The organism is Serratia sp. ASV30, assembly GCF_016428815.1.
Classification (GTDB): domain Bacteria; phylum Pseudomonadota; class Gammaproteobacteria; order Enterobacterales; family Enterobacteriaceae; genus Chania; species Chania fonticola_C.
In genome coordinates this window covers 118,419-131,227 of the sequence record NZ_JAELTL010000003.1, presented here as the reverse complement: position 1 = coordinate 131,227, position 12,809 = coordinate 118,419, and the positions used below count along the sequence as shown (strand labels likewise).

The following is a 12,809-nucleotide window of genomic DNA, read 5'->3' as shown; positions in this document are numbered from 1 at the left end:
AGTTAATAATTCTTTTATTATTCAACTTGTCAGAGCATTGATCTGAACATTGTTTGTTATAAGGCCATCCTTGGCACGTTAAACCAAAGGAGTCACTTTAGTTCAAAATGAATCGTTTGGCTGGAAAGGTATTACTGCCCTATCGCTATTTGCGGAGGCGGCTTTCAGTCGATGAACTAAATAAAAAGGAATGACATAGGGTTATGTCAAAAATAAACAAATGCGCGCATTCGAAGTGCATTATTTAAAAGGAAAAGTAGTATATGAACAAGAATCTGCTCGCCGTGGCTGTACTGGCTGCCTCCGCGTTCTCTACCGCTGCGTTCGCTGCAGACGGCAAAGTAAACTTCTCTGGTGAGATCATCGATCAAGCTTGTACCGTGCATTCTGACTCAGAAAACCAGACCGTTACTTTGGGTAAAGTGTATGTCGGCGCATTCAAAGGTGGCGCTGGCGTAACTGCTGCCTCTAAGGATTTCTCCCTGATCCTGCAAAACTGCCCAGATACGGTTACAGCGGCGACAGTGCGTTTTGATGGTATCCAGGTCGCAGGTAACGATGCCGTTCTGGCGCTGACCGAAGAGCCGGGTGTGGCCACGGGTGTTGGTGTTCAGATTGCTGACAACAACAACAAAGTGATTAACCTGCACACGGATTCAAGCGTTTACCCGCTGAGCAGCACCGATGATAACGTGCTCGGGTTTGTTGCACGTTACTACGCGACTTCAGCCACCGTAACTGCTGGCAAGGCTAATGCAGTGAGCAACTTTACCATTATCTATCAGTAAGTTTTATCCGCTCGGCTGATACGGGCGGTATAAGGCTGGTCAGGGGAGCGAAAGTCACCCCCTGGCCTTTCTCTCAATGGGCGAAGTGGTGAATAAGAAATGAAAGTCTGGCGGAGCACAATAGTCGCAGCGCTGTTACTAACCTTTGGTGCGCAGGTACAGGCGGGCATTATTGTCGGCGGAACGCGCCTGGTTTATGACGGTGGTAAAAAAGAAGCCTCCCTGGGGATCAATAACCCGGATAAGGTGCCCTATCTCATCCAATCCTGGGTTGATACAAACGAAGGGGACACCTCCAAGGCGCCATTTATCATTACCCCCCCTTTATTCCGTTTGGATGGTGAGCAGAATAATATCCTACGCGTAGTGCGTGCCGGGGGGAATTTGCCGACCGATAAAGAATCTCTCTATTGGCTGAACATCAAATCTATTCCTTCAGCCAAGAAGCAGGAAAACAGTTTACAAATTGCGGTCAAGACGCGTATCAAGCTGATTTATCGCCCTCAGGGGTTACCCGGTACGTTAGAGGATGCTGCCAAGACATTGACCTGGCAGCGTAGCGGTAACGCGGTTCAGGTGACCAATGCATCGCCCTACTTTATCACTCTGTTCTCAGTCAAGGTTAATGGTAGTCCGCTGAAAAATGTCAGCATGGTTGCGCCGAAATCCAGTGCACGCTTCGAGTTACCCGACGGTAGCTCTGGTGGGGCATTGAGCTGGGAAGTTATTAACGATTACGGCGGTATTACTAAACCGTTCATCGGGAATATATAAGGCATTCACCAGATTAAATACAGCTAATCCCTGCACAGGTAGTTCAGGGAAGGGACGCGGCTTGCCGGAATTTACTGGCGCGGCTGATAAATGGAGTTAAATGGATGAAAAACCCGAAGCGTATAGGCTCGCGCGGATTTAACCGTACCCCGTTGGCGTGGTTGATCTCATGTCAGGTTGCCATGTTAATGGGAATGTCCGGTAGCGCACAGGCCCGCGATTACTTTAACCCGGCACTGCTGGAGCTTGATAATCCGTCTCAGAGAGGGGCCGATCTGACGGTTTTTGAAGATGGTCGGACTCAAGCCCCAGGTACGTACCGGGTTGATATCTATCTGAATGGGGGGATGATCGATACCCAGGATCTTGATTTCTCCCTGCAGCGGAGCCCGGCAGGTGAGGACAGCCTGCAGCCTTGCTTAAGCAGCGATATGCTGGAGGCAATGGGCGTGAAGATCGCTTCCTTCCCCGCTATTCCGGCCTCTGGGCAGTGCGTTAATCTGGCGCAGATCATTCCTCAGGCATCGGCCTCGTTCCGTTTTAATCAACAGCGGCTGGATATCAGTATTCCCCAGGCGGCATTGAACTCGACCGTGCGTGGCTATGTTTCGCCAGACCAATGGGATCAGGGAATACCGGCGCTGTTGGTTAACTATAACTTTAGCGGTGCCAACAGCTGGGCACGAAGCAGTAACAGCTCGGACAGCAATAGCTATTATCTCAACCTGCGTTCAGGGGTCAACCTCGGCGCCTGGCGTCTGCGTAACTACTCAACCTGGAATCGTGACTCTGATGGCGAAAGCCACTGGGATTCCATCAATACCTATTTACAACGCGACATCGTGGCGCTGAAGAGCCAGTTGATACTGGGTGACAGCTCCTCTCAAAGTGAGGTGTTTGACAGCGTGCCTTTTCGTGGTGGTCAGTTAGCCTCGGATGATGACATGCTGCCAGAGAGTTTGAGGGGTTATGCGCCGACGGTACGCGGTATTGCCCGCAGTAACGCTCAGGTCACCGTTCGCCAGAACGGCTATGTCATTTATCAGAGCTATGTGCCGCCAGGGGCCTTTGAAATCAGCGATCTCTACCCGACGGCGGGCAGCGGCGATCTGCAAGTGAGCATTAAAGAGAGCGATGGCAGCGAGCAAAGGCTAGTGGTGCCGTTTGCTTCCGTCCCGGTGTTACAGCGGCAAGGGCGTTTCAAATATAGCCTGACCAGCGGCCAATATCGTTCATCCAACAGTAACGTGGATGATACGCTGTTTACTCAAGGCACGGCGATCTACGGCTTGCCGAGGGGCGCCACCCTCTACGGCGGCGTGCAGGCCGCCAGCAAATATCAGGCACTGGCTTTCGGCTGGGGGCAAAACATGGGGGTTATCGGCGCGTTTTCTACCGATGTTACCCAGGCTTGGTCTAAACCTGAATTTGCTGCCAAAGAGCGTGGCCAGTCGTGGCGTATGCGTTACGGCAAGAACTTTGTCGAAACGGGTACCAGCTTCACCTTGGCCAGCTATCGTTACTCGACGGCGGGGTTCTATACCCTGCAGGAAACGTTAAATACCTATACCGGCGGCAAAACTTCACAAAGTCAGAATCACAAGAAGAGTCGTGCTGAACTGTCGATGAGCCAGGCGCTATGGGAAGGTGCAGGTTCACTGTCGCTCAGTCTGTACAACGAGGATTACTGGAACGATCGGCGCCGTAACCAGTCGGTAAGCGTTGGCTATAACAATAGCTGGAACAGCATCAGCTATGGCCTGAACTATACCTTCAGCAGAGATGGTTATGACAGCAGCGGCGAACGCGTCAACTACGACGACCATATTCTCGCCTTCAATATCAGCATGCCATTGGGCGGAAGGCTGTCTGACAGCTATGCAAGTTACAACCTGAATACCAGCCGCAAAGGTAACACCAGTAACTCAGTCGGCCTTAATGGTACCGCATTACCCAGTAATAACCTGAGCTATAACGTCAGCCAGGGCTACACCAGCCAGGGAGTCGGGGCTTACGGCAATAGCAGCCTTGGCTATCGTGGCGGCTTGGGCAGAGTCAATGTGGGGTATGGCTATAACCGTTCCGATCAACGCCTCAACTACGGGGTACAGGGCGGGATCCTCTTGCACGAAGACGGTTTGACACTCTCGCAACAGATGAATGAGACGGCGGTGCTGGTGAAAGCACCGGGAGCCAAGGGTGTCAATATAGCCAACCAATCAGGGGTGACTACCGACTGGCGTGGCTATGCCGTAGTGCCTTATGCCACGGTATATCGCAAAAACAATATTGCGATAAACACCACTACTCTGCCGGATGATGTCGATATGACGATAACCAGTCAGACGGTGATCCCAACCCGTGGTGCCATAGTGCGTGCCGAGTTCAAACCTAATATCGGTCAACGGGTATTGATGACCCTGTTGAGGCAGGGCGGTGCGCCAGTACCGTTCGGTGCCACCGTAACCGATAGCAATGGGGGAGATAACGGCAGCATCGTCGGTGACGGTGGTCAGGTATTCCTCTCAGGGATGGCTGGTAGTGGCAAGTTGCTGGTCAAATGGGGCAACGCCGCGTCGCAACAATGCCAAGTGTCTTACAGTGTGCCGGAGCAAAAAGATAGCGCCGGGATCCGTCTGATGAATGGCCAATGTTTATAAAGGCTTTAATGATGAATAAATGGAAATCGTTAGTGCATTATTCAGCAATCGGGGGAGTTATCGCCTTAGGGTTGGGGATCCTGCCGTCGGCGCAGGCAGCCATCGGGCAGTGCGAACCTGCAGGTTCGACTATGGGTTATCACTTTACCTTTAATCAGCTGTTCGACCATCCGGATAAGAACACGGCTGGCAAGACTTTTTATGAGGTGAATAAGGCCGAAAATGTGTGGCAGAACGAGGGGGACGGGTATCTGGTCAACTGCGACTGCGGTAGTGAAACTCGGATGAAAGAGTCGTTTATTATGGCTGTCCCTAGGGGGGCGCCTCTGCCGGATGGGGATGGTAGCAGGCAGTTCTATTCATTGAGCGGTAGCGATGATTTTTCTGCAGCTATGGACGTGTATATTGCCGGTGCCGTCAATAAATATTTCCCTGTGCCTTTCCCCGGCAACGGATGGAGGGGGAACGGTTTTTTTAACCGGCCTCAGGATTGTAAGGGCGTACTCTATGATAGTGGTGCACAAGGCTTGGTTCATCTCTATTTCAGACAGGCGGTCATTGGCACCTCGACAATAACCCATTCTCCCTTGTTGGATGTCTATATTAATTCGGATCCCAATGTAGGCCGGGGGAACAGGCCAACGGCGTCAGTGAGCATGAGCGGTAAGATCACCGTGCCGCAAAAATGCGAACTTAAAAACCCAATGATTACCGTGCCCTTTGGCAGCATTATGTCCACCGATTTTAAAGATAAAGGCCAAAAGCCAAGTACCGTCCAGATACATGAAGAAACCCTGTATCTGGAGTGCACCAACCTATCGACACGCGCAAAAATCAGCTTGCTGTTTGAGGGGGAGGTGAATCCTCATGATCCTACTGCCCTGAAGACCACCACCACTAATGGTTCGGTGACGTCGGATAATGATGATATTGCGATCAGAATTGAAGAAAAACGTGGCGGAAATACCCAGGTTATTTCGCCTGGGGACAAACTGTCTATGGAAATGAATGGCTTGGGTAATATCGATAGTGATAGTCAGACGACATTGAACATCTACCCTATCAGCACGACCGGCAAAGCACCGAAAGTTGGAGACTTTGAGGCAACCGCGACTATTACGGTAAAAATGGAATAATCCCGTTTGCATCGGAAAGCTCGGACTTTCTGCGAAAATAAGTTTAATTAAAATGGAGAAGGATATTTATTATGGATATGAAAGCAATTTTTAAAACGACTGCATTGTGCCTGGCTCTCGGTGGTATGGGGATCAGTTGCTCGGCTTCGGCGGTCGATGCACGCATAAAGATTACCGGTACGGTTAAAGCTTCGCCGTGTACGGTCGATGCCGTGGGGGGCGATGTCAATGTCGATCTGGGGGAAGTTAAGGCACATACTCTGACCGCGGGGGCGGGGAGCGATTGGGAGAGTTTCAGCCTGGATCTGAGTGATTGCCCTGTTTCAACCACTGACGTTACTGCGACATTCACCGGTACGGCAGCGGATGAAAGCGCGGATTTGTATAAGAACGCCGCGGTCAATCCTGCCGGTGCTGTGCAGATTGAAATGGTTGATGGGAGTACATCAGGAGCTAATCGCCGGTTGGGCAGCGGCAGTGATATGACCGTGCTTGTCGATCACTCCACCAACAAGGCGAGCTTCCCGCTGAAGGCGCGCGCTTTTAGCACTAACGGTGGGGCAACCCCAGGCAGTATTGAGGGGGTTGTGCAGGTAGCTCTTACCTATCAGTAATCACCAGTAATACCCTCTAGCCATAAGAAAACCTGGCCCCATTTTTTTATGGCCCTTTAGCTTTACCTGTGTCTGTTGAGTTAATTGCCTGGGGCTTATTAATTTTTGATAGCTGGCTATATTTTCAATGTGTTGTTTGATCAATAAAAATAAGAAGAGATAACCCTCATATATATGAGAGGGAATGACATTTTTGCACACCAATTTATCAAGGAAGTAAAAAAGGGTATTTAGCAGAAATGGGAGGTTCAATATGACAATGGTTCATACTTATCAGAGAGGGAGTGCGCATTCCCCCAGCCCTAATGGGTTAAAAGGGGACGGTGTGATTGTAATGGAATCTTGCCCCATCACTGCACTTGGAATGCGTAATATTTTGGCCCAGTCCTGTGGCCTGACGGACGAGGTACAGCGGGTCAGTAATCTGGAGCAAATCCCTGGATTGATGCGCCACCGCCCGGCCCGGCTGTTGATTATGGAACTGTGTGGTGAAGAAGAGTCGGTTCTGGATGGTTTAAGGCTGATTGCACAGTGCCTGGAGCATTGGCCAGCCACGGCGATGATTGTGTGTACCGCTCTTGACGATCCTCGGGTGCTGCAATTGCTGACCGCGTCAGGCATCAAAGGGCTGGTGCTCAAACAGGAGCCTGGAGTTGCGCTGGCGCAATGCGTAAAGCAGGTCTTGTCGGGGTGTCGCAGCTATAGCCATAAGGTGCGGCAATTGTTGAGCAGTCAGTCTGCTATTGGCAAAGCCTTGACGTCCCGTGAACTGGATGTGCTGACACACCTGTTTTCAGGCAAAAGCGTGACCACCGCGGCGTTGATGATGCACCGTGATGTCCGCACCGTTAGCACCCACAAGCGTAATGCGATGCACAAGCTGGGCTTTCAGAATGATGGTGAACTTTATTTGCAAGGCAAGTGGATGGCAAAGACCGGCCCGGTGTTTGCCCGCTAACCTTTGATATCGCTATGCACTTATTCTCTGGATGGAATCAACGAGATATTTATACAGGAGTCGTCTATGCAACCGTTGTCACAAAAGCCGCTTGGCTTGGCATTAATGGATCGCAGCCCACTCACACTTACTGGGCTGTCTTGCTTTATTGGCACGCTTAACGTCGCCAATGAGATTATCGTGCAGGAAACCAGCATGGCTGCGGTTGCCGAAAGGTTGCTGTACCAACCTGTCGATATTCTCATCACCGAACTCAATGGCCTGAATGAAACCATCGCGCAGTGCCGTGAAGTTCTACTGAATTTGTGTGCGCAGCAGCCTGAGTTACGGGTCATTGTTTACACCCGCAGCCAGACAGGCGAGGATCTGTGCAAGCTGCTTGATGTGGCCAATATCAGCGTGGTGTCCCGTGGGGATGAATTGCCACTGGTCGGAGAGTTCTTTCACCGGGTATTTAACGGTGAGCGCGTATTGAGTCCATTGATCGGCTCTTACCTGGCGCGTAGCGATCCTGAAGATGTTTCAAGCCTGCATCATCTGACCCGCTGCGAAAATGATGTTCTGTCGTTCTTGTTCAACGGGATGAGCCTGCGGGAAATTGCTGAACTGCAACAACGCAGCATCAAGACCATCAGCGCGCACAAATGTAATGCCATGCGCAAACTACAGGTTAAAAACGACAGCGAACTGTTCTCGTTGAGAAAAAACATTAGCCAGCAGTTTGCCTGTGATTGATGGCTGGAAATCGCTTGATGCCCCGCCGTGCTGTCATCAAGTATGGCGGGGCATACCGCAGAGCTGACGGAACGGTACCTCGATCATCCAGTTACTGAGCCGCTATCCATGGATATTCTGACCGGCGATCTCCAAGCGGCCAAATCACGGCAGTATCACGATGATCGTGCCGCCAAGCTTGGCTTATGGCAATAAAGGTCAGCCCCTGATATCCCATCGTGATCGACTATGATATATAACGTTAGAATATTGGCTGTTACACAGCTAGCTACACCCGCGAAGTAAAAAATGCGGTGCCAGTGTTAATCGGTGGCCTGCGTTGGGTTAAATATGTATTACCCGAAAGCGTTCAACATTGCTGGCAGTATAAATAACGGTATTTTGAATGTTGCGATGGCCCAGGTAATCTTGAATGAGTCTGGTGTCTATCCCTCTATCTGCCAGGGCATAGCCGCAGGAATGGCGTAGCATATGGGGATGGACCTGGACGTCGATACCGGCTAATTCACCGTAGGACTTTATTAATCGGTAAAGCTGTTGGCGTGAAATTTGCCCACCGTGGCGAGAAAGAAACAACCAGGGGCTATCAGGTTCCAGGTAGCCCGGGCGCTTTGCCAGCCAGCGGCTCAGCGCGATGCGCTCACGGATTTGAATAGGATGCTGGACCGAAAAACCGTTCTTTAGGCGGGATACGTGTAAGCGGTTGGTAGCCAGGTCAATATCCTCCAGCCGCAGTCCCCGTAGTTCGCTGACGCGTAATCCATGAATAAAGCACATCAACAGCATACAACGATCGCGGCAACCGTTGACGCCGTCCGGGACGGCGGAGATCATTCTCTCAATTTCAATATGGCTGAGATATTTGCGTTTTGTCATTCTCTTATCCCTAAGTTAAATAAAGCAAATATGACGGATGGTATATTCATTTAAACATTGAATACCCTTATCAGCAAACAAAATAGCAGTGTTACTGCGGGGTTAATCCTACAGCATTATCTTATTACTAGGGTTGAAGGGGGGTTAACGGTTATTTATTAAGAAAAAATCAACTCACTTGATCATCAGGAAGCCCTGTTGGATAGGTTTGGAAACCGTATATTTAGAAATGATTTATCTAATCTAACCGGTTAGCTGTTTATCTAAAGCGACTTGAACATCTTTGGGTTTATGCCTATTTTTGAGATTTTTATTATTGCGTTAATAATGTTTTTTAGCCCGATAAGCAGCTGCTAGCCCTCTATTTTCTTTAGTCATCGCCCCGCGTTTGGCCTGCACGGCCAGGCCAGGGGCATCATCTGCTCACCCAACAAAATGAGAATTGTTATTGATATCACGCTTTCGCCAACTACAATGCCCGCCAGTGCATGATTTTTGAATAGGGTTTCTGATGGAGTTGTTACGGGTGGTGTTCCAGCAGTATCGCTGGCCGTTTCTGGCGGTAATGGCGTTAACCATGGCCAGTGCGGCGTTGGGGATTGGCATCATTGCATTTATTAACGTGCAACTGATGGGCGCGGCGGGTAACCCGCTAGTGGTGTTGCCGCAGTTTCTCGGCCTGTTGGCCCTATTGATGGCGGTTACGCTCGGCTCTCAGTTGGCGTTGACCTCGTTGGGGCACTATTTTGTTTACCGGCTGCGTGGTCAACTGGTGAAGCGAATATTGGATACCCATATTGAACGGTTGGAACAGTTGGGTAGTGCCTCACTGCTGGCTAGCCTGTCGAGCGATATTCGCAATATCACCATTGCTTTTGTCCGCCTACCGGAGTTGGTTCAGGGGGTGATCCTGACCTTGGGATCGGCTGCCTATCTGGGCTGGTTGTCGCCTGCCATGTTGGGCGTGACAGCGATATGGGTGACGGTCACCATTTTGGGGAGTTGGTATCTGGTCTCGCGGGTTTATAGCCACCTGAGCAGCGTGCGCGAAGCGGAAGAGCGGCTCTATCTGCATTATCAAGCGGCGATCGATGGGCGTAAAGAGTTGGCGCTGAACCGCGATCGGGCAAAAATGCTATTCCAGCAGGCTTACCAGCCCGATGCCGGTGACTACCGTTATCATATTATCCGTGCAGATACCTTCCACCTTAGCGCCGTGAACTGGTCGAATATCATGATGTTGGGCGCCATCGGCCTGGTGTTCTATATGGCAAACAGCCTGGGCTGGGCGAATACCACGGTGGCGGCGACCTATTCCCTGACCTTATTGTTCCTGCGTACCCCCTTATTACAGGCGGTTGGGGCATTCCCGACGCTGATTGCGGCCGAAGTGGCCTTCAATAAAGTGAAGACGCTCAAACTGGCGGACTATGATCCGGCATTTCCGGCTCCAAAGGCTCGCGCGTGGCAAACGCTGGAACTACGCGACGTTGCATTCCACTATGCGGCGGGTGAACAGCAATCAGGGTTTGCGGTTGGGCCGATCAATTTGACGTTACGGCGTGGCGAACTGGTGTTCCTGATTGGCGGCAACGGTAGCGGTAAATCGACGCTGGCCATGCTGCTCACTGGGCTGTATGTGCCCGTTAGTGGGCAGATCCTGCTGGATGGTCAACCGATTACGGTTGCCGATCGTGAAGATTATCGCCGCCTGTTCTCTGCCATCTTTACGGATTTCCACCAGTTTCACCATCTGTTGGGGCCGCAAGGAGAACAACCGGACGCCGAACTGGTGGAAACCTGGTTGCAGCGCCTGAAGATGAAAAGCAAATTGGAGTTCGACGGTACGCGCGTCACCAATCCACAACTGTCGCAAGGGCAGCGCAAGCGCCTGGCCCTGTTGTTAGCGGTGGCTGAAAAGCGGGATATTTTACTGCTGGATGAGTGGGCGGCGGATCAGGATCCCCAGTTCCGCCGTACTTTCTACCGTGAGTTACTGCCCCAACTGCGCGAAATGGGAAAAACCGTGTTTGCTATCAGCCATGACGACCATTACTTTGAACATGCCGATCGCCTGCTGCAAATGCGAGATGGGCATCTGAGCGAACTGATTGGGGATGAGCGCCACCAGGCGAGCCGGGACTCCGTTAGCCAGCTTGATTGAATTGCTGAATTTGTCGGGGCGCTAATATTCGCCCCGACATGACGAGTCGGTTGAGGAATATCTGTCGTCCCATAGGCCTAGGCTTGTGGAGTGATTGTTTATACCGATAATCAAAATCGCCGCCAATGATTTACTCTGTGTCTAGGGGAAAACGGTACATGGCATTGCGCTCGTGGTACCGATTTCAATTGGCAACAGGGTAGCCAGGGGAGCAGGAACGCGCCGATGGACAATCAATCACTCATTCCCACCACAGAGGTTCCACTAGCGGAAACGCTAAGATTTCCGCCATCCTGGCAACTCAATGAGCGGCAACAGCGCTTTATCGAGGATCTTTGGCTGGGAGAAGATCATGCCATGCCTGGTTCAGCCGATAATCTTGCGACGCCCGGCCAAGATGCCGAACAGCAGCTGTAGCAGCGTTAACCCGAGCAAAATCGTCAACGGCACCGTCCAGCCTTGGGTCAAATCATGCACCAGGCCAAACAAGGTCGGCCCCAGCGCGGCCAGCAGATAGCCGATGGATTGTGCCATCCCTGACAGCACCGTTGCCTGGTGATGGTGCTGGCTGCGCAAGCCAAAGAAGGACAGCGCCAGCACCAGTGAACTCCCCGCCCCCAGCCCGGCAAATATCAGCCAGATAAGCGAGTGGGCAGGCAGCAACAGCAATCCGCCGACGCCAATAAAGATCAACAGCGAACTGACCAGTGCGATCCCCCGCTGGTCGCGAGCGCGTGGTAGTGCAAACACCATCACAAAGTTGGCGGCGATCGCCACGATCTGATAAACAAACAGCTCGAACCCCGCCTGCTGCGGTGAGGTGCCGTGGCTGGCGGCAAAGGCGCTGAACCAACCGATAATGGTGTAGAAGGTGATGGATTGCAGCCCCATGAACAAGGCCACCTGCCAACCCAGGGCGCTGCTCCAGGGAGAGCGAAAGGTTTCTGCAGCCACCGGCGTGCCGGTTCGGGGAACCGGGATGGGTTTGCGCTTCAGTTGGGGTAGCCAGATCGCCAGCGCGATAAACGCCGGCAGGCTCCAGCACAGCAGTGAAAAACGCCAGCCGTTATCGTTGAATGCCGCTAACGGCACCGCCATGCCGGAGGCGATAGCGGCCACCAGTGACATCACGGCTGCATAGGTACTGATCATCACCGCAGCCCGATGAGGAAAATCGCGTTTTACCAGCGTTGGTAGCACCACGTTGGCAAAGGCGATGGCAGCGCCGATCAACACCGTTCCCAGCCACAGCATGCCATCCCACGGTTGTGAACGTAGCACGATCCCGGCGACCAGCAGCATTAGCGCCAGCCCGAGTGTGCGTTCAATCCCAATGTGTTTGGCCAGCGACGGCGTTAATGGCGATAACACCGCAAACAGGATCAGCGGCAGGGAATTGAGTAACCCGGCGGCGGTGGCAGAAAGCATCAGTTGGTGCTGGATCTGTTCCAGTAACGGGCCTACGCTGGTTAAAGGGGCGCGCAGGTTAGCTGCCACCAGCATGATGCCGGCCAGCAATAAGAAACGCGTCAAACGGCTGCGTTTAACAACACAATGTGCGGATGGTTCGGGTTGGGGCATGGGATCCTCGCATCAGGCATGCAGCCAATCATTACTGCGTGACGAGATGCGTTGATTGACGTTAACGCTTACGTACTGGCAGGGCTGCCGGTATCTACGCGCCAGTTTAGGAAAGATCGCCTCGCCTGACAAGAGGTTAAGGAAACCGCACTTGGCACTCTCCAGGTGGCTTTGATCAACGCGAGGGAAATTATTGCTGGCAGCATTGCCCGCCATAACGGATAGTAACGGCAGTAAACTTATTGTGAGGAATCGCTATGTCTTCTTTCTACAGCCCCCGCCGTATCGTGCTTTACACCATCGCCGTGATCGTGATTTTGGTGATTGTCGGTCTGGTGACCCACCTGGGTGTCGGTTGGCTAAACTGAACCAATTAACAGTTTTGTGAAGTTGATCACCTAAGGAAAGAAAAGCCTTTTCGCTGCTGCCCGCCAAAGCCGCTTTCACTGTGCTATTTTTCACATACTCTTAACCTGCCGCCCTATCGGCCTGCGGCAGATTTCACTTTTCTCGCGCCCGCCGA

Annotated in this window: 11 protein-coding genes; 9 read left to right on the top strand and 2 right to left on the bottom strand. The window is 52.0% G+C overall.

The window, feature by feature from the left end; genetic code table 11:
* Positions 1-263 precede the first annotated feature (263 nt).
* The 8 genes from JHD74_RS02140 to JHD74_RS02105 all read left to right on the top strand — a co-directional run bounded on the left by JHD74_RS02140 (position 264) and on the right by JHD74_RS02105 (position 7,860).
* Positions 264-788, top strand: coding sequence for a fimbrial protein (locus tag JHD74_RS02140; protein WP_074031379.1), 525 nt, complete (start codon positions 264-266; stop codon positions 786-788).
* A 99-nt stretch (positions 789-887) separates the two neighbouring features.
* A complete protein-coding gene (locus JHD74_RS02135; protein WP_199061468.1) occupies positions 888-1,562 on the top strand; it encodes a molecular chaperone in 675 nt (224 codons plus the stop codon).
* 104 nt (positions 1,563-1,666) lie between these two features.
* Positions 1,667-4,222, top strand: coding sequence for a fimbria/pilus outer membrane usher protein (locus JHD74_RS02130; RefSeq protein ID WP_199061466.1), 2,556 nt, complete (start codon positions 1,667-1,669; stop codon positions 4,220-4,222).
* Positions 4,213-5,358: a fimbrial protein gene (locus JHD74_RS02125; protein ID WP_024529448.1), complete on the top strand. Its 1,146-nt coding sequence runs from the start codon at positions 4,213-4,215 to the stop codon at positions 5,356-5,358. Before JHD74_RS02130 ends, JHD74_RS02125 begins: the two co-directional genes overlap by 10 nt.
* Positions 5,359-5,429: 71 nt before the next feature.
* Entirely contained in the window at positions 5,430-5,972 is a 543-nt protein-coding gene (locus JHD74_RS02120) for a fimbrial protein (protein WP_199061464.1), read from the top strand.
* Between the two features lie 364 nt (positions 5,973-6,336).
* The gene (locus JHD74_RS02115; RefSeq protein ID WP_233169409.1) at positions 6,337-6,930 is read left to right on the top strand and encodes a response regulator transcription factor; all 594 of its coding nucleotides are present in this window, start codon (positions 6,337-6,339) and stop codon (positions 6,928-6,930) included.
* Between the two features lie 66 nt (positions 6,931-6,996).
* Positions 6,997-7,665 carry a response regulator transcription factor gene (locus JHD74_RS02110; RefSeq protein WP_074031376.1) on the top strand — a complete coding sequence of 223 codons (669 nt, stop codon included), beginning with the start codon at positions 6,997-6,999 and terminating at the stop codon, positions 7,663-7,665.
* Positions 7,666-7,692: 27 nt separating this feature from the next.
* Positions 7,693-7,860, top strand: a complete 168-nt coding sequence (locus JHD74_RS02105) for a hypothetical protein (protein ID WP_161629493.1) — start codon at positions 7,693-7,695, stop codon at positions 7,858-7,860.
* A gap of 129 nt (positions 7,861-7,989) precedes the next feature.
* Here JHD74_RS02105 and JHD74_RS02100 read toward each other — a convergent pair whose 3' ends face one another.
* Positions 7,990-8,541, bottom strand: a complete 552-nt coding sequence (locus JHD74_RS02100) for a tyrosine-type DNA invertase (RefSeq protein WP_024529452.1) — start codon at positions 8,539-8,541, stop codon at positions 7,990-7,992.
* A 511-nt stretch (positions 8,542-9,052) separates the two neighbouring features.
* Between JHD74_RS02100 and JHD74_RS02095 the strand changes: the two genes are divergently transcribed.
* Positions 9,053-10,705 carry a multidrug ABC transporter permease/ATP-binding protein gene (locus tag JHD74_RS02095; protein ID WP_199061462.1) on the top strand — a complete coding sequence of 551 codons (1,653 nt, stop codon included), beginning with the start codon at positions 9,053-9,055 and terminating at the stop codon, positions 10,703-10,705.
* A gap of 366 nt (positions 10,706-11,071) precedes the next feature.
* Here the strand turns inward: JHD74_RS02095 and JHD74_RS02090 are convergent, their stop codons facing one another.
* Positions 11,072-12,286, bottom strand: a complete 1,215-nt coding sequence (locus JHD74_RS02090; protein ID WP_199061460.1) for an MFS transporter — start codon at positions 12,284-12,286, stop codon at positions 11,072-11,074.
* Between the last annotated feature and the right edge of the window lie 523 nt (positions 12,287-12,809).

Coding starts and splice junctions, on each gene's coding strand:
- JHD74_RS02140 (WP_074031379.1), top strand. CDS start 264: ATGAACAAGAATCTGCTCGCCGTGGCTGTACTGGCTGCCTCCGCGTTC.
- JHD74_RS02135 (WP_199061468.1), top strand. CDS start 888: ATGAAAGTCTGGCGGAGCACAATAGTCGCAGCGCTGTTACTAACCTTT.
- JHD74_RS02130 (WP_199061466.1), top strand. CDS start 1,667: ATGAAAAACCCGAAGCGTATAGGCTCGCGCGGATTTAACCGTACCCCG.
- JHD74_RS02125 (WP_024529448.1), top strand. CDS start 4,213: ATGTTTATAAAGGCTTTAATGATGAATAAATGGAAATCGTTAGTGCAT.
- JHD74_RS02120 (WP_199061464.1), top strand. CDS start 5,430: ATGGATATGAAAGCAATTTTTAAAACGACTGCATTGTGCCTGGCTCTC.
- JHD74_RS02115 (WP_233169409.1), top strand. CDS start 6,337: ATGCGTAATATTTTGGCCCAGTCCTGTGGCCTGACGGACGAGGTACAG.
- JHD74_RS02110 (WP_074031376.1), top strand. CDS start 6,997: ATGCAACCGTTGTCACAAAAGCCGCTTGGCTTGGCATTAATGGATCGC.
- JHD74_RS02100 (WP_024529452.1), bottom strand. CDS start 8,541: ATGACAAAACGCAAATATCTCAGCCATATTGAAATTGAGAGAATGATC.
- JHD74_RS02095 (WP_199061462.1), top strand. CDS start 9,053: ATGGAGTTGTTACGGGTGGTGTTCCAGCAGTATCGCTGGCCGTTTCTG.
- JHD74_RS02090 (WP_199061460.1), bottom strand. CDS start 12,286: ATGCCCCAACCCGAACCATCCGCACATTGTGTTGTTAAACGCAGCCGT.